This window comes from Paraburkholderia sp. BR14374, assembly GCF_040948685.1.
GTDB classification, from domain to species: domain Bacteria; phylum Pseudomonadota; class Gammaproteobacteria; order Burkholderiales; family Burkholderiaceae; genus Paraburkholderia; species Paraburkholderia youngii.
The window spans coordinates 430,987-446,736 of sequence record NZ_JBFPKF010000003.1; the positions used below are offsets into that span (position 1 = coordinate 430,987).

General features: G+C 62.9%; 13 protein-coding genes and 2 pseudogenes. 5 read left to right on the forward strand and 10 right to left on the reverse strand.

All coding sequences use genetic code 11. The features are described 5' to 3' along the window. Positions 1-232: 232 nt before the first annotated feature. Both AB3X86_RS09105 and AB3X86_RS09110 read right to left on the reverse strand, forming a co-directional pair. Positions 233-895, reverse strand: coding sequence for a VC0807 family protein (locus AB3X86_RS09105; protein ID WP_368595696.1), 663 nt, complete (start codon positions 893-895; stop codon positions 233-235). A gap of 208 nt (positions 896-1,103) precedes the next feature. Further along, the gene (locus AB3X86_RS09110; protein ID WP_176378728.1) at positions 1,104-1,838 is read right to left on the reverse strand and encodes a GNAT family N-acetyltransferase; all 735 of its coding nucleotides are present in this window, start codon (positions 1,836-1,838) and stop codon (positions 1,104-1,106) included. 93 nt (positions 1,839-1,931) lie between these two features. On the opposite strand from AB3X86_RS09110, the gene AB3X86_RS09115 reads away from it, so the two are divergent. The 3 genes and pseudogenes from AB3X86_RS09115 to AB3X86_RS09125 all read left to right on the forward strand — a co-directional run. Next, positions 1,932-3,533, forward strand: coding sequence for a PLP-dependent aminotransferase family protein (locus AB3X86_RS09115; protein ID WP_368595697.1), 1,602 nt, complete (start codon positions 1,932-1,934; stop codon positions 3,531-3,533). 193 nt (positions 3,534-3,726) lie between these two features. After that, positions 3,727-4,062, forward strand: coding sequence for a hypothetical protein (locus tag AB3X86_RS09120; RefSeq protein WP_368595698.1), 336 nt, complete (start codon positions 3,727-3,729; stop codon positions 4,060-4,062). Positions 4,063-4,108: 46 nt separating this feature from the next. Next, a pseudogene (locus AB3X86_RS09125) lies at positions 4,109-4,414 on the forward strand (flavin reductase family protein); the annotation flags it as partial. A 39-nt stretch (positions 4,415-4,453) separates the two neighbouring features. Here AB3X86_RS09125 and AB3X86_RS09130 read toward each other — a convergent pair. From AB3X86_RS09130 to AB3X86_RS09145, 4 genes and pseudogenes are all read right to left on the reverse strand, one after another. Beyond that, on the reverse strand, positions 4,454-4,951 hold the full coding sequence (locus tag AB3X86_RS09130) for a GNAT family N-acetyltransferase (protein WP_176121093.1): 498 nt from the start codon (positions 4,949-4,951) through the stop codon (positions 4,454-4,456). Positions 4,952-5,093: 142 nt separating this feature from the next. Further along, a complete protein-coding gene (locus tag AB3X86_RS09135; protein WP_368595699.1) occupies positions 5,094-6,020 on the reverse strand; it encodes a PQQ-binding-like beta-propeller repeat protein in 927 nt (308 codons plus the stop codon). 92 nt (positions 6,021-6,112) lie between these two features. Next, a pseudogene (locus tag AB3X86_RS09140) lies at positions 6,113-6,679 on the reverse strand (PQQ-binding-like beta-propeller repeat protein); the annotation flags it as partial. 309 nt (positions 6,680-6,988) lie between these two features. After that, the gene (locus AB3X86_RS09145) at positions 6,989-7,372 is read right to left on the reverse strand and encodes a hypothetical protein (RefSeq protein ID WP_176110499.1); all 384 of its coding nucleotides are present in this window, start codon (positions 7,370-7,372) and stop codon (positions 6,989-6,991) included. Between the two features lie 149 nt (positions 7,373-7,521). Between AB3X86_RS09145 and AB3X86_RS09150 the strand changes: the two genes are divergently transcribed. Then, the gene (locus tag AB3X86_RS09150) at positions 7,522-8,394 is read left to right on the forward strand and encodes a GyrI-like domain-containing protein (protein WP_368595700.1); all 873 of its coding nucleotides are present in this window, start codon (positions 7,522-7,524) and stop codon (positions 8,392-8,394) included. 355 nt (positions 8,395-8,749) lie between these two features. After that, the gene (locus AB3X86_RS09155) at positions 8,750-10,114 is read left to right on the forward strand and encodes an MFS transporter (RefSeq protein ID WP_368595701.1); all 1,365 of its coding nucleotides are present in this window, start codon (positions 8,750-8,752) and stop codon (positions 10,112-10,114) included. Positions 10,115-10,162: 48 nt separating this feature from the next. Here AB3X86_RS09155 and AB3X86_RS09160 read toward each other — a convergent pair whose 3' ends face one another. The 4 genes from AB3X86_RS09160 to AB3X86_RS09175 form a co-directional block, all read right to left on the reverse strand. Then, entirely contained in the window at positions 10,163-10,996 is an 834-nt protein-coding gene (locus AB3X86_RS09160) for a GyrI-like domain-containing protein (RefSeq protein ID WP_368595702.1), read from the reverse strand. Between the two features lie 45 nt (positions 10,997-11,041). Continuing rightward, on the reverse strand, positions 11,042-12,535 hold the full coding sequence (locus tag AB3X86_RS09165) for a DHA2 family efflux MFS transporter permease subunit (protein ID WP_368595703.1): 1,494 nt from the start codon (positions 12,533-12,535) through the stop codon (positions 11,042-11,044). 317 nt (positions 12,536-12,852) lie between these two features. Next, entirely contained in the window at positions 12,853-14,076 is a 1,224-nt protein-coding gene (locus AB3X86_RS09170) for a dienelactone hydrolase family protein (RefSeq protein ID WP_368595704.1), read from the reverse strand. Between the two features lie 33 nt (positions 14,077-14,109). Beyond that, positions 14,110-15,750, reverse strand: coding sequence for an AMP-binding protein (locus tag AB3X86_RS09175; protein ID WP_368595857.1), 1,641 nt, complete (start codon positions 15,748-15,750; stop codon positions 14,110-14,112).

Here is a 15,750-nt window from a genome sequence, read left to right on the forward strand (position 1 = left end):
ACGTTCTTGGAGTTGTCTTGCCGACGCTGGAATTTACCATGCACGGCGCGAGCCGCGCTTGGCCTCGCGTACGCTAACCGCCGAAGGCGGATACGAGATCACGTAGGAGGGCGGTGATGACGGGTGGAGCTGCGCGCTGTCTGCGGCGGTGCTCGCCTGGTGGCCGGCGAACCGGAATCCTTGTTTGGCCAGGGTCCAGGAGTTGGCATGAACGGACCGCCGGCGCGGTCATTCACGCATCAGCCGTCGAACTCTCCGCCGCCGCCTCATCCGCCGGATAGCGCTGCGCGTCCCTCTTGATACGCCGGCGAATCAGGATCGTCCACAGCGTCAGCGACACGTACACACCATAACGCAGCGCAGTGGATGCAAGCGCCGAGCGCGGGTCGTTCGGCCAATGCAGCACGATTGCGCTTCGCACGATGTTCTCGCCGATCATGCCAATCCCCCACACGAGTGTCATCAGGCGAATATAGGCGGAGAGCATCGGACGATCGCGCCAATGTCGCTCGAACACTTCCACGCTGCGATGGTCTTCGCGCGACATCGTCGAGCGCGCCAGATAGAACACCATCGGCTTGCGCAGCGTGAGCGACGCGAGAAACGTGATGCCGATAAAACCCGACACCATAGGATCTTCGATCAACAGCAGACGCGCGTCGCTGAACACGAGGCTCGTGGCGAGCGCTGGCAGCACGCCCGCGAGCACGAGTGCGCTCAGCGCGTCGAAATGCCGGTAACGCAGCAGATCCACCGTCATCCATGCGATCAGCGGCAACGCCGACGCGGCGAGCGCGCCCGTCTGCCCCCAGTGCGGAAACGCGAGCCGGTAGACAAGCAAGGGCAGCGCGAGATTGACGAGCAATGCGCTCAGGTAGCGCAGACGGGATTTCATCGGCTGGGCTGTAACGGCATGGACGGAGGCACGCGCGGCACATGCTGGTGCGCTGTGACAATCGCGCTTCGGCAGCGGCGCACGAACGTATGGAGCCAGTGTAGGGCGAAGTTGCGCGCGTTGCCGGGGTTGGCGGCGCGCAGCGAAAGGCTGGCGCAAGCGCGCCGCGTGCGGGGCATCGGCGGCGCGCCGATGCGATCGCCTGGTTTTACCGGGCCTCGTCCGCCGCTCGCCGCTGCGCGATCAGATCGGCAAGCCGCTCGACCTGCTGCCCTTGCGCATCGAAATTGCCCGCGTCCAGCCACCGCTGATAACACGAACGCAACGCCGGCCATTCGCTGTCGATGATCGAAAACCACGCCGTGTCGCGATTGCGCTCGCGGTAGACGATCGCCTGCCGGAAGATCCCCTCGAACGTGAACCCGTAGCGCAGCGCAGCCTTGCGCGACGGCTCGTTCAGCGAATCGCATTTCCATTCGAAACGGCGGTAACCGAGCTTGTCGAACACTTCGCCGAGCAGCAGGTACATGGCTTCAGTTGCGATGCGCGTGCGCTTGAGCCGCGGCGAGTACGTGACGTGGCCGACTTCGATCACGCCGTTGGCCGGATCGATCCGCATCAGCGACAGCGTGCCGACCGGCTTGCCCGTCGCGAGGTCGATCACCGCGTAGTGCAGCGGATCTTTCGATGCCGCCATCCGCGTCAGGTGCTCGCGATAGGCCGCGAGGCTGTCGAACGGGCCAACCGCCAGATAGGTCCAGTCGCGGCCGTCGGTGGCCGAGCGGTACGCGTCGAACAGGTCGGCCGCGTGGCGCTCGACGTCGACGGCTTCGAGCCGGCAATAGCGGCCGCTCAGCGGCTCGCGGCCCGGCGGCTGCGCGCCGTGCCAGCCGGGCATGGGCGCGCCGATCGGCTGGCCGTAGGCGTTACGTGTGGGTTCCATGTCCTTTCTCCTCGTCGTCGATGCAGGAACGATACGGCAAACGTGGTATGTTCAAAAGATCCACGACACGCTTATTCGATAGGTCCAGCCACCATGATCGAAATTATCGGACCGCTCGTCCATGCGAACGACGTTTCCGCCGCGAGCGGCGCCAGCGGGGCCACTCGGCCCGCGCCGCTGCAAAAGCAGCTGATCGAACGTCTGCAGCAGGCGATTCACGCTGGCCGTCTGCCGGCCGGGTCGTTGCTGCCGTCGTCGCGGCTGCTCGCCGCCGAAATGGGCGTGTCGCGCAACACCATCGTGATCGCTTACGAACATCTCGCCGCGGTCGGCTACGTCATCGCCGATCGTCAGGGCACGCGCGTGAGTCCGCTGTCGAGCCCCGCCGCGCGCGGCGAGCGGGCGACGGCGCCGGCCGCGCCGGAGGTCGTGTACGCGACGCGCGTCGAGCAGTTCGCGGCGACGCACAAGCACGCCGACAACACCTATGCGCTGACCCCCGGCACGCCCGCGCTCGACCGCTTCCCGCTGGCCGCGTGGCGGCGCGCGCTCGAACGTGCGATGGAGCGCGCCTTACCGCACGCGCTCGGCTACGGCCCGCCGGCCGGCGAACCGGCGTTGCGCGACGCGATCGCCGCGCATCTGCGGATGGCGCGCGGCGTGCGCTGCGACGGCTTGCAGGTCGTGATCACCGAGGGCGCGCAGGAGGCGCTGAACCTGTGCGTGCGGCTACTGACCAATCCCGGCGATATCGCATGGACCGAGGACCCCGGCTACCGCGGTGCGAAGGCCGCTTTCAACGCGGGCGATTTGCGCTTGCTGCCGATTCCCGTCGATGCCGAAGGCATGGCCGTGCCGGCCGACGCGTGGCGCACGCATCCACCGAAGCTGATCTACACGTCGCCCGCCCATCAGTATCCGACCGGCGCGGTGTTGTCGGTGGCGCGGCGGCTCGAACTGATCGCGGAGGCGCGGCGTTGCGGCGCGTGGCTGATCGAGGACGATTACGACGGTGAGGTGCGCCACACCGGCGAGCCGATCGCGAGCATGCAGGGCCTCGTCGACGAGGCGCCCGTGCTGTACGTCGGCTCGTTCAGCAAGACGATGTTTCCGGCGCTGCGCATCGGCTTCGTCGTGCTGCCTCGGGCGATCGCCGCGCATGCCGCTGTTGCGCTGCAAGAGATGCTGCGCGGGGGGCACCGGCTGGAGCAACTAGCGCTCGCGCATTTCCTCGAAAGCGGCGAATTCGGGCGGCATCTCGGGCGGATGCGGCGGCTGTACCGCGAGCGCCAGCAGGCGCTGCGCGACGCGCTGGCCGAGCATTTTCCGGCGGCGACGATTCTTGGCGGCGATTGCGGGATGCATCTGACGCTGCGCCTGCCCGCGTCGCTCGACGATCGCGCGCTGACGGCGCGGGCGCAGGCGTTGGGGCTAGGTCCGCGCGCACTGTCGGGGTTCGCGATCGGGGCGTCGGAGCAGACCAACGGGCTCGTGATCGGGTATGGCAATACGGAGGCGGAGCGCTTGGGGCCGGCGGTGAAAGCGCTGGCGGAGCTGGTGCGTGAGATGCAGAGCGAGGCGCGACCGGCTGCGAAGCGCGCGGCAAAATCCGCCGGAAAACCCGCTGAAAAACCCTCCCGCTCCCGCAAAAAGCCCACCCCGCAACGTCGTACGCCCGCCACCCAGGATATGTAAGTTTTACGTTTGTCCGCCCGGACCATGTCGCGCTATCGTGTCGTATGCGCGGCGACTTCGCTCCGAAGTGCTGGGTCTGCCCGCATGTGCCGTGGTTGCTCGGCCCGCCGCGTCGCAGGTGTGGCGCCGGCGATGGGCACGAACAATGCATTGAGTGTGGTTTTCGATGACGATTTATCCGACCGGAGACGATATGAAGGAAATCGAACCGACCCCGTGGTTTGAGCTGGCCATCCATACGCCCGTACGCGAAGGCTGGTACGAGGTGCAGTTGGCGAGCGGGGACACGGCGTTTGCGAAATTTGGCGACGGCGTATGGACCGAAAAGCCGTTGCTCGCGTTCACGCATTGGCGCGGCCTATCCGCCGATCCGTCGAAAGCCGCGGACGGCGCGGCCGAGTCGGTCAGCGCCGAGGCCACCGCGGCGCAGGGCGTGCGCGCCGCCTGGAACGCGTTCTTCCCGGGACTCGGCGAAGAGCAGCACAAGCCGCACAATGTGGTGCCGAACGGCAAGGCGCCGCATCATTGAGCGGCCATTGAAGTTCGCTTGAAGTCTGGTCGGGCGGCGGCTCGTGGGCTGCCGCCTGGCAGCTCGATTCGCCCGCCCATCGCTCCACGCTGCGGCTGCGCACGCGGGCGTCGAACTCGACAAGTTCTCCGCGTTCGATCTCGAGACCTTCCGCGCGCAAAAAATCGACGTGCCGATGCTGGCCGGCTGCATCACGTGGATGGAATGCAAGGTGATTCCGGATGACAGCCAGCGGCATGATCTGATCATCGCAGAAGTGGTCGCCGCGTATGCGGATAGCCGCGTGTATTCGCACAACCGCTGGCATTTCGGTGACGATCCCGACCTTCGCACGTGCCATTACGTGGCAGGCGAGGTGGCGCCCGTCGCGGCCTTCGCGCAGTGATCGCGCTTAGGTGTTCGGTGCGGTTTCGCCTTCGGCGAATGCCTTGAGCGCGTCGCCCGCGAGACGGTAACGCACCCATTCGCTTTGCGGATTCGCGCCGATCGACTTGTAGAAGCCGATGGCCGGCTCGTTCCAGTCGAGCACGCTCCATTCGAAGCGGCCGCAGCCCGTTTCGCAGGCGATTTGCGCGAGATGGCGCAGCATCTGTTTGCCCGCGCCGCTGCCGCGCGATGCGGGCGACACGTACAGGTCTTCCAGATAAAGCCCCTGCTTGCCGAGCCATGTCGAATATGAAAAGAAGTACACGCAAAAACCGACGGGCTCGCCGTTCATTTCGCAGATCAGCGCTTTCGCGGGCACGCCCTCGGAAAACAGGCTTTTCTCGATGTCTTTGATACCGGCGACGACTTCGTGCTCGGCTTTCTCGTAGATCGCAAGTTCGGTGATGAAGCGCAGGATCAGGGGGGCGTCGGAGGCGGTGGCGGGGCGGATGTGGATCGTCAAGGTCTAGTGCTCGGTGAGTTCGGTGGTGATTCCGGTCCGGCTGGCGGTACGCACGCGCCAAATGCGCCGGCCTCGGAACAGACTCACATCGTAGCAAAGAGCCAAAGGCCCCGTCGTGAAAGGACGAGGCCTTTGGCGTTTTCTACAGACCGAAGGCGAACAATTTTTTCGGCCCCGGTCCGTTCGTTGAACCAGAACCCCAGAACACCACGCCGTCCGCAACGGCCGGTCCGGCATTGCACGCGCCGCCGCTATCGAATGACCACAGTACTTTTCCGTTGGAAGAATCGAGCGCGTACATCGTGCCTTTCGTGTAGTCGAGATTGCATCCGAACACCACGCCATTCGCGACACTGACCGCTGCCTCCGCGCGGCTTCCGAGTGGGTCCGGCGTGGTCCACTTGACCGCGCCGGAATTCGCGTTGAGCGATGCCCAGCCGCCCGACGTGGTGGTGCCGCCGCCGTTCGCCAACTGCCATACGCCTGGCGTCGTGCCCGAGCCGGTCATCCCGCTGTTCGATGCCGCAACGTAAATAAACTGGCCGTCGTTGGCCGATCCCCACTGCAGACCGCCTGTGAGTCCGCCGGGGGCGACCTGGGTGGACCAACGCAGTGCGCCCGTTTCTTCATCGAAGGCCCAGAACATCCCGCTCTTTTGCCCTGCGCCGACCAGTCGGCCGGCATTGCCATTGCCATTGCCATTGCCACCGAAGAGCATCGGTCCTTGCGCGAAGTCCCAGTCCGGACCCTGCGGATTGGGGCAGTTGGCGTTCGGCGGAAGAGTGAAGACGCCCGGCACGTTGAGGCCGCAGCCGACATTCCACGTGTCGTACGGCAGTCCGCGCGCGGACCATTTGACTGCGCCCGTCGTCATGTCCAGCGCGAGAATCGAGTCGAAGTGGTCGTTCGGGTCGATGCACGATGTCGGCGTGCCGCCGCTGTTCATGCAGTCGAGTACGGCCTGAGGTACTGCCCAGTTGTTGCCGGAACCCATGAACACCGTATTGCGATCGACGTCGACGGCGCCCGTGCTTCCCCAGACGGAGCCGCCGTAATAACCCGTCGGCATCGTGTATGTCTGCCACTTGATTGCGCCGGTCGCGACCTCGAGCGCGACGACGCTGCCGCGGAAACTCCACTGCCACGCAGGCGGGGGATATAGGCGGCCATCAATTCTTCGTTCGATGTCGTTCCTACGAAAGCCGTACCGTTCGCGATGACGGCAGACTGCGTGACCATTGAATACGTGGTTGGATCGACTTGCGTGTGCCAAAGCCGCAGCCCGGTGTTCTTGTCGACGGCAAAGACCTGGGCCGGTTGCGGACTCGACAGTTTGCCGCTTTGATTGCCGAGTATCAGTACGTTTCCGGAGATAGCGGGCGTTGCACGCGCGTAGTCGTTAGGGATGTCCGTGTAGGACGATACGAGGTTCTTCCAGACAACTTGACCGGTCTTCCTGTCGACTTTGTAGAGATAGCCCGCGGAATCCGGGAAATAGGCATAGTTGTCATCGAGAGCAGGGGTCGCCGTCACGTTTCCGCTCGTATCAGTTGCCCAGAGCTTGTGAAGGGAGCCCGCTGTCTTCGGACCAATCGCCGATTCATTCGCCTGATTTCGGGAGTTCATCAGGTCGTTTCCGGAGGTCGTCCAATCGGTCGCGTAGGCAATGCTGCCCGTTGTCAAACCGAATAGCAGCGCACACGTTAAATGCAACGTGTCAGTTCTCATGTCGTCTCCTCAGTGATTATTTGGAAAGCTGCGTTTGCGCTTTTTGCGAAGCCTGAATAAAGACTGTTAATAAGACCGACTAACTAAACAATCTTTAACCGTAGCGTGGCGGGGCAATCGAAAATATAGTGAACGTCTACTCAGGGCGCATTGGCGTAATGTGCGGAATCGCACAGAGTGCTTCATGTCAGGCACACCGAATCAAATGGTGATTTCTACATTGCGAAGTTATTTCGAGTATCTATGCTATTTGAATAAAATGAGTTCTCGGGATCGTTGCGACATTCGATGTACGTTGGTCGAGGCGCTTCAAGCCTCCGGCAATACCGACTTTCCGCGCCGCTTTTTCGGCTTTGGTTCCACCCCCACTCGCGGGTCCCGCTCCAGAACGAGCGCCGTCAACTGCTCGACGGTGTCTTCAAACGCAGGGTCCTCCTGCGGCACATAAAGCCACTTCCCGAGTACAGGGTGAGGCCGCAATGCAGGCAGATCGGTAATCAGCGCAGCATGGCGTTCCTGCGACGTACAGACGAGCAGCCCATTCCACGGCTTATCGCGATCGGCCGCAACCAGACACAACAGGCCGTCGATATACGCGGCATCGCTGCCAAACATCCGCCGGCGCAGATAAGTCGGATCGCGTTCGAACGCGTCGAAGATCCAGAGGAGCGAATTGCTGATCGAAGAGGGCATCGGCGGATAATCTCAGGAAGCGAGGCAAAGGAATGAGTTTACGCAGATTCTCCAGGCTCGGCTGCGAGCCGATCGAAGATCGAGCAAGTCCGGCTAGGTAAGATGTGTCCAACCTCGGCGACCATATCGGAACTCGCACGATCCAGACCATGCTAACTCAAACAGACGCCACCGCCGCTTACGCTAAACGCTTCGAGGCCGTTCTCGCCTATATCGACGCAAACCTCGTGGGCGATCTGTCGGTCGACGCGCTAAGCCGTATCGCAAACTTCTCGATGTTCCATTTCCATCGACAGTTTGTCGCGTATGTCGGCGTGCCCGTCGCACGCTACGTGCAGTTGATGCGCTTGCGTCGCGCGGCTCACCGCCTCGCGTCGCGGGCGTCGTGCTCGGTTCTCGATGCCGCGCTCGACGCCGGCTTCGACAGTCCCGAAGCCTTCAGCCGCGCGTTCAAGCGTGCGTTCGGCATGGCGCCGAGCGCGTTTCGACGGCATCCAGCATGGCAGTTCTGGAGTGCGAGTTTTATTGTTCCCTATCTTTCGAGGAGACTGACCATGCAAGTGAAAATCGTCGATTTTGCGGAAACCCGGGTTGCCGCGCTCGAGCATTGTGGTTCACCTGGACTCGTCAACGAGAGTGCGCGCAAGTTCATCGATTGGCGTATTCAAAGCGGACAATCGCCGGTGGGGTCGAGCAGGACCTTCGGCATCCCGCACGGCAACCCGGACACCGTGCCAGCGGAGGAATTCCGCTTCGATATCTGCGGAGAGATCGACGAGCCGGTCGCACCGAATCGCTATGGCGTGCGCGAACTCGTCATGCCGGGCGGACGGTGCGCAGTGGTGCGACACACGGGATCGACCGATCACATCGGCGAGACGATCTACCCGATCTATCGCGACTGGCTGCCTTCGAGTGGAGAAGAGTTGCGAGATCATCCGCTGTTTTTCCACTACCTGAGCGTCTATCCCGAGACGCCACTCGATCAATGGCAGACGGATATCTACATTCCGTTGGTGTGATTAGGGGAACGGAGGCGATTAGCATATGAGATGCCTAACCGTTCTGCGCGAGGTCTCCGAAGTTTTGGTTCATTCGGGCTCCGATCCAATTTTCGCGTCGGTATCAATTGCATGGAATCGATGATTGCCGGATTGTAGATGCGGCAAAAAATGCAATAGCGGAATCTACGTTTGAAACAAAGCCCCGATCTCTGCGAATAATGGTTCAGATACGGGTTTTCATCGATCCAGGCTCTTAGCCATGACAGAAGCCGAAAGGCGGTTCCGCTTTCGGCATCTCGCCGAATCACCGGAACCACCCAATACCCTAAGTGTCAACTGAGGATGTCACCCGTCCATTTTGGGGAGATATCAAATGGCTGCCACGCAATCTGGGGCTATGCCCCTCTCCGATGAGGAGGCACGGCGCCAGTTGCGCCGCGCTGTCATCGCCAGCACAATTGGTACTACGATCGAATGGTATGACTTCTTCCTGTACAGCACGGTCACTGGTCTGGTATTCGCGAAGCTGTTTTTTCCTGAATCGGACCCACTTGTCGGCACACTCCAGGCTTTTCTGATTTACGCCGTCGGCTTCATCGCGCGGCCGGTGGGCGCGGCGATTTTCGGCCACTATGGTGATCGCATCGGACGTAAAGCAACGTTGATCGTGACGCTATTGCTGATGGGACTCGCGACATTCGCCGTCGGCTTCGTTCCGACCTACGCGTCGATCGGCATCTGGGGGGCCATCGCGCTCACGGCTCTGCGCTTTATTCAGGGTGTGGGCGTGGGAGGCGAGTGGGGCGGTTCGGTGCTGATGTCGATGGAATGGGCACGCACCAACAAGCATCGTGGTTTCATCGCGTCGTGGCCGCAGTTCGGCGTACCGGCGGGATTGTTCCTCGCGAATCTGGTGGTGCTCGCCACCAGCCAGATCTCCGGTAGCGCGTTTCTCGCGTGGGGCTGGCGAGTGCCGTTTTTCCTCAGTATTGCGCTGGTCGCGATTGGCCTTTATATCCGCTTGAGTATCCTCGAGACGCCGATCTTCGCGAAGCTTCTCGCTGAGCGCAGGATCGAAAAGGCGCCAATGCGTGAAGTCTTGCGCCGGCAGCCGAAAGACATCCTTCTGTCGGCTCTTGCGCGTATGGCCGAACAGGCGCCTTTCTATATTTTCACGGCTTTTATCTTCACCTATGGCGTGATGAGTCTCGGCGTTACACGCGATCTGTTGCTCACCGCGGTGCTGGCTGCTTCGGTGCTGGAATTCTTCACGATTCCGTTGTTCGGTCACGTGTCCGATCTGATCGGACGTCGACGCATGTACGTAATCGGCGCCGCTGCAGTCGGGCTATTCGGCTTCCTGTACTTCTTCATGGTCGGAACTCATAACCCGGGATGGATCTTCGCGGCGATCGTGCTTTCGCTGGTGCCGCACGCGATGATGTATGGTCCCCAAGCCGCGTTGATCGCCGAATCGTTCACGGGGCGCTTGCGCTACAGCGGCGCGTCGATGGGCTATCAGTTGGCTTCCGTCATCGCTGGCGGTCCCGCGCCGTTGATTGCGACCGCGCTTTATGCCTACTTCCATTCGGGATTCGCGGTGGCGTGGTATGTGTTCGCGTGCGCGGTGATTAGCGTGGCCGCTGCCTTGCGACTCGGCGATTACACGAATAAGGACATTTCGCGGGAATACGACGACGTGCATGCATTGCATGACCAGGGACACGCCACTCCGTGATCGATAAGGCGGATGGCCGGTCGCAGCGGCCATCCGCCGAATCAGGCATCAGCTTTTCAGCGGCAACCAGACTTCGACTCCACCCATTCCCGTCACCGGATCGAACTGCTCGCCATACCGTTCGAAATGCGGTGCATCGGCAGGCACGTGCCCTGATGCGGGCAACCACTGATTCCAGATCGTATTCATCGTGCGACGAATGCCCGAGATGTGCTCGCGATGACTGAACACCGCATAGCGTTGCGCCGCGATGCGTACGCGACTCAGCTCCGGCGGCAATGCGGAAAAATCGCTGACTTCGACGCCGCACATATAGTCGAAGTTGCCCGATTCGTCAGCGTTATAGCCAACGCCATAAGCCACCTTGCCGACCTGTCCCGGCACCCTGCCGTACCAGGCGCCAAAGCGCTGCCACTGAGAGGGAATCGCCTTGCTGGTCTCGCACGTATAGCGCTCGCTCAGTCCAGCGATGAGAAGCGGCTTGCCGTCTTCGAAGCGCGGCGGTTCCAGATGGGTCAGAAGGGTTTCGTCCATTTTGATCGGCTCCACGATGCTCAGGTTGTCGAGATGACCCCGCGCGCGCAGCGCATCGGGTGTGAGCCCGAACTGGTCGCGAAACGCGCGCGTGAATGCTTCGTGAGAGCCGTAGCCGGCGTCGAGGGCGACCGCGAGGATGTCGGGCGCACCATCCGCGAGACGTCGTGCGGCCTCGCTCAAACGCCGTGCGCGAACGTAGCGCATCACCGGCATCCCGGTGGCCGCTTCGAACGCGCGGGCGAGGTGAAAGCGCGATACGCAGCCACCGCGGGCGATGTCGTCGAGCGTCAATTCGCCCCCGAAGTGGCTTTCGATATACCAGAGCGCTTTTCCAACCGGGTTCATGTCAGCTCTCATGTCAGCATGAAGCCAGCATAGTCAGCGGCGAACTCAGGCATTTGATCGCGCTTGCTGTTTTGCAGTCGCGGCGGAGGGCCGGGGCGACTCCAGCACGTCACTCCGCGCGCCCGCAGCGCCGCCCGCTTGCCCCGGCCTCAGCAACAGCCCACCCAGCACGCCGGCCGCCGCCGCAAAGACCGCCCCAAACAGAAACGCGACGTGATACCCGCTGTTCAGCGCGGCCGCCGCGCTCGACGACGCCTGCATTGCCTCGCTACGCGCCGCGGCAAGACTCGCGAGCACCGCGAGCCCGAGCGCCCCGCCCATCATGAACGACGTATTGACGATGCCCGACGCGAGGCCCGAATCGGCGGGATCGACATCGCTCATCGCCGCGAGCAGCAGCGGATTGAATGCGATGCCGGCGCCGAAGCCGAGCAGCAACATGCCGGGCAACACGTCGGGGACGAAGCTGCCGTCGACGGGCGCGCGCGCGAACAGCGCGAGCCCGCATGCAGCGATCAGCAGGCCCGCCGCGAGCGGCCCGCGCAGCCCGAAACGCATCACCACACGCGCCGACAATCCCAGCGAAAAGAGTCCCATGATCAGATTCGCGGGCAGAAACGCGAGCCCCACCTGCAACGGCCGGTACCCGAGCACGCGCTGCAGATACAGCGCCGAAATAAAGAACCACGCGAACATCGCGGCCGCCCACAACACGCCGACCACGTTCGCGGTCGCGACATTGCGCAAACGCAGCAGACCGAGTGGCATCAACGGATGTTCGACTCTCGCCTCGATTGCGAGGAACACCGCAAGCAGCGCGAGCGCGACGCACAGCAGGCCGAGCGTTTGCGCAGAAGTCCAGCCCGCTTCGTTGCCGTTGACGATTGCATAGACCGCCAGCATCAGCGATGCGGTCACGCTGAGCGCACCGGCCACGTCGAGCCGTTCGCCGTGCGCGTGTCCGCGCGCAGCGGGCAAGAGCGCGAGGCACAGCGCGTACACCGCAATGCCGATCGGCAGGTTGACCAGAAAGATCCAGTGCCAACTCAGCAGATTGGTGAGCAGTCCGCCGAGCAGCACGCCGATGCTGCCGCCGCCCGCGCAGACGAAGCCATACACGCCCATCGCTTTCGCGCGTTCGCCGGGTTCGGTGAACAGATTCATGATCAGCGACAACGAGACCGCCGAGACGATCGCACCACCCAGGCCCTGCACGCCGCGCGCGGCGACCAGCAGCACTTGCGAATTCGCGAGGCCGCAGGCGAGCGAAGCGAGCGTGAAGAGCGTAATGCCGCACAGGAACAGCTTGCGGTGTCCATACAGATCGCCAAGCCGTCCCCCGAGCAGCAGACAGCCGCCGAACGTCAGCATGTAGGCGTTGACGACCCATACGAGGGAGGTTTCGCTAAAGCCGAGATCGGCGGCGATGGACGGCAGCGCGACGTTCACGATGGTCGTGTCGAGCACGATCATCAGCACGCCGAGGCAGAGCACGATCAGTGCGAGCCAACGTTGCTTGCCGTGGAGGGAGTGGGTCATGCGGGTGCCCCTTTACGCGGAATTACGCGGATTCGGTCGATCACCGACGATGGGTTTTCGAGTCTAGCACCCGCGCATTTCGGGTCCAACTACGAAATCCTGGGCGGCGGCTCTTCGGATCGCGCCCATAACGCTTGATCTGGTAGGAGCGCCGTGTTTCTTCGAGCCGCCCGCGGTGATGGTTGGCAACGTGTACTACCCGGTTCAGAAGGCGTTTCATTTTCTCGTGGCGGCGACGACGCGTCGTTTATAAAGCTGCCGCCGTCATTCGATGACCGGATGATCGCCCGATTTTCATTGAGGGAATGACCACATCCTCAAACCTTCGACTTACCCCCCATCAATCCATTCGACGGCAAAGTCTCATCCAGCAACTTCCTCGCGCTCTCAATCCCCGCCACCGGCAAACCCTCCGGATCGAGCAACCCCACCTGCACGAGCACCGAAGCCTGATCCCAATAGATGTGCTCGTTATAAAGCTTGTCACCGCGGAAGCACACCACGGCGAGCATCGGCACCTCGAAGTACTTGCCGGTCGGCGCGACGCCCGGCAACAGCCAGTCGATCTCGCAGCTATGCGTGCAGCTGAAAATGAACTCATCGACGACGCGATCCGAGCCGATCGTGCGCGAAATCGGAATCAGCTTCGTATCGGGCGGATTCGAGTTGACGAAATGATGCGTGTAAAAGCGCTTCAGATTGTCATGCCCGACACCGCCCGTCATCGTCGGTACGTGATTGACGTAGGGCTCGGCGACCATCGTCGGCATCACCGCATCGACGTCGCGTGTCGCGAACTCGTGATAGCAATGCGCTTCCCACAGCGCGTTCAGATCGTAGACTGGACCGAGCACCTTGCGCAGCAGCGCGAGGGTGCGCGAGTACGCCATCATCGCGGCGGGCTTGTCGTACTGCTTGCGCTGCGGCGCGGCGAACGCGTGATCGCAGCCGGGATACACATATTGCTCGATCTGCGGCCGCGTACGCAGTGCGGCGCCGATGCGTTCGCGCGTTTCGGGCGGGCAGTGCGCGTCGTTTTCAGGGAAGTGGAACACCATCGGGCAGTTGATTGCCGATACTTCGTCGAGATGCGCGTCAAGCCCCACGCCGTAATAGCTGACCGCGCAATCGACTTCGGTGCGCGCCGCGCTCAGAAACGCGAGTTTGCCGCCGAGGCAGTAGCCGACCACGCCCACCTTGCCGGCCTGCTCGGGCAGTTCGCGCAACGTGGCGATCGTGGCGGCGATGTCCTTCACGGCGACATCCGTATCGAACTGCCCCAGATAGCCGAGCGCCTGTTTCATATCGGCGTCGCCGTAGCCAAGCGAAATGCCCGGCTTGATGCGCCAGAACAGATCGGGCACGAGCACCACGTAGCCTTCTTCGGCGTAGCGATCGGCGGTCGCCTTCATCGTGTCATTGACGCCGAAGATTTCCTGCAGCAGCACGAGCCCCGGGCCCGAGCCCTGCGCGGGGCGCGCGACGTAAGCGTTGAAACGGCCGCCATCGTGGGCGAGGACTTCGATGAAAGAGCCGGCCATGCGGTCTGTCTCCAGTCTTATGGTAGATACGGGTTATGTCATCATGCGCAACTCGAAACGTTTGAGCTTGCCGGTTTCGGTGCGCGGCAGCGCGCCGACGAACGTGATGACGCGCGGATATTTATACGGCGCGACGTTATTCTTAACGAAATCCTGCAGTTGCGCGACCAGTTTATCGTCGGCCGTGTAGCCGGGGTTCACCACGACGAAGGCCCGCACGATCTGCCCGCGCGTTTCGTCGGGCACGCCGATCACGCCGCATTCGGCCACCGCCTCGTGCTGCATCAGCACGCTTTCCACTTCGGGACCGGAGATGTTGTAGCCGGCCGACACGATCATGTCGTCGGCGCGCGCCTGGTAGAACACGTAGCCGTCCGCGTCCAGATAGACCGAATCGCCCGGCAGGTTCCAGCCATCGCGCACGAAGCGCAACTGCCTGTCGTCGGCCAGATAGCGGCAGCCAGTCGGACCGCGCACCGCCAGTTTGCCGATCGTGCCGGGCGGTACGGGGTGCATGTCGTCATCGACGGCTTGCACGACGTAGCCCGGCACCGCGCGGCCGATCGCGTGTGGGCGGATCTCCGCGCCTTGCGACGAAACGAAGATGTGAATCAGCTCGGTGCCGCCGATGCCGTCGATCATGTCGATGCCGGTCGCGAAGCGCCACAGACTCCGCGTCGAATCGGGCAGCGCCTCGCCGGCCGACACGGTCTTTATCAGCGACGACACGTCGTGTTGCGCGACGAGCGGCGCCATCTGCCGATAGAACGTCGGCGCGGTGAACATCACGGTCGCATGAAAACGTTCGACCACGTCGAGCAAGGTCTGCGGCGTGAGCTTTTCGACGAGCACCGTCGACGCACCGACGCGCAGCGGAAAGCACAGCAGGCCGCCGAGCCCGAACGTGAACGCGAGCGGCGGCGTGCCGCAGAAGATGTCGCTCGCGGAAGGCTTCAGCACATGACGCGGGAACAGATCGCACATCGCGATCATGTCGCGATGGAAATGCATGCAGCCTTTCGGCGCGCCGGTCGTGCCGCTCGTGAACGCGATCAGGCAGACGTCGTCGGCGGCGGTGTCGCATGCGGTGAAGTGCTCGGGCTTGTTGACGGCGAGCGTCTCGAGCGAATCGGCGGAATCGTCGTGAAAGCGGCGCGTCTGCTTCAGCACTGCGCAGTAGAACGCGTCGCGCGGATTCGTGCAGCGCTCGAGTTCCGCGCTCAGGCGCGCGTCGCAAAGCGCCGCGCTGACCTGCGCTTTCTCGATGATCTGCTTGAGTTCCTTCGCGCGCAGCAGCGGCATGGTCGGCACGACGACGAGCCCGGCCTTCAGCGCCGCGAGCGTGGCGACGGCCATCTGCAACGTGTTCGGTCCACGCAGCAGCACGCGGTTGCCCGGGCGCAAGCCCATTTCATCGACGAGCACATGCGCGCTGCGGTTGACCAGCGCGAGCAGTTCGCCGTACGTGGTCGCTTGTGGCTTGCCGTCCACGTCGGACCAGATCGCCGGCCGGTCGCGATGCCCCGCCTCGATGGTCCGCTCCAGCAGTTCCGTCGCGCAGTTCAGCCGCGGCGGATAGGCGACGTCCGGATTGTCGAGCAGAAAGACGGGCCATTGATCCTGCGGCGGAAGATTGTCGCGCGCGAAAGTATCGACGTGTGCTGACGGTTCCAT

Bases quoted from the DNA above. Each gene is read 5' to 3' on its own strand.
- AB3X86_RS09165 (WP_368595703.1), bottom strand. From the start codon at position 12,535: ATGACCCACTCCCTCCACGGCAAGCAACGTTGGCTCGCACTGATCGTG.
- AB3X86_RS09155 (WP_368595701.1), top strand. From the start codon at position 8,750: ATGGCTGCCACGCAATCTGGGGCTATGCCCCTCTCCGATGAGGAGGCA.
- AB3X86_RS09160 (WP_368595702.1), bottom strand. From the start codon at position 10,996: ATGAACCCGGTTGGAAAAGCGCTCTGGTATATCGAAAGCCACTTCGGG.
- AB3X86_RS09115 (WP_368595697.1), top strand. From the start codon at position 1,932: ATGATCGAAATTATCGGACCGCTCGTCCATGCGAACGACGTTTCCGCC.
- AB3X86_RS09175 (WP_368595857.1), bottom strand. From the start codon at position 15,750: ATGGAACCGTCAGCACACGTCGATACTTTCGCGCGCGACAATCTTCCG.
- AB3X86_RS09170 (WP_368595704.1), bottom strand. From the start codon at position 14,076: ATGGCCGGCTCTTTCATCGAAGTCCTCGCCCACGATGGCGGCCGTTTC.
- AB3X86_RS09110 (WP_176378728.1), bottom strand. From the start codon at position 1,838: ATGGAACCCACACGTAACGCCTACGGCCAGCCGATCGGCGCGCCCATG.
- AB3X86_RS09120 (WP_368595698.1), top strand. From the start codon at position 3,727: ATGAAGGAAATCGAACCGACCCCGTGGTTTGAGCTGGCCATCCATACG.
- AB3X86_RS09145 (WP_176110499.1), bottom strand. From the start codon at position 7,372: ATGCCCTCTTCGATCAGCAATTCGCTCCTCTGGATCTTCGACGCGTTC.
- AB3X86_RS09150 (WP_368595700.1), top strand. From the start codon at position 7,522: ATGCTAACTCAAACAGACGCCACCGCCGCTTACGCTAAACGCTTCGAG.
- AB3X86_RS09105 (WP_368595696.1), bottom strand. From the start codon at position 895: ATGAAATCCCGTCTGCGCTACCTGAGCGCATTGCTCGTCAATCTCGCG.
- AB3X86_RS09135 (WP_368595699.1), bottom strand. From the start codon at position 6,020: ATGCCGACGGGTTATTACGGCGGCTCCGTCTGGGGAAGCACGGGCGCC.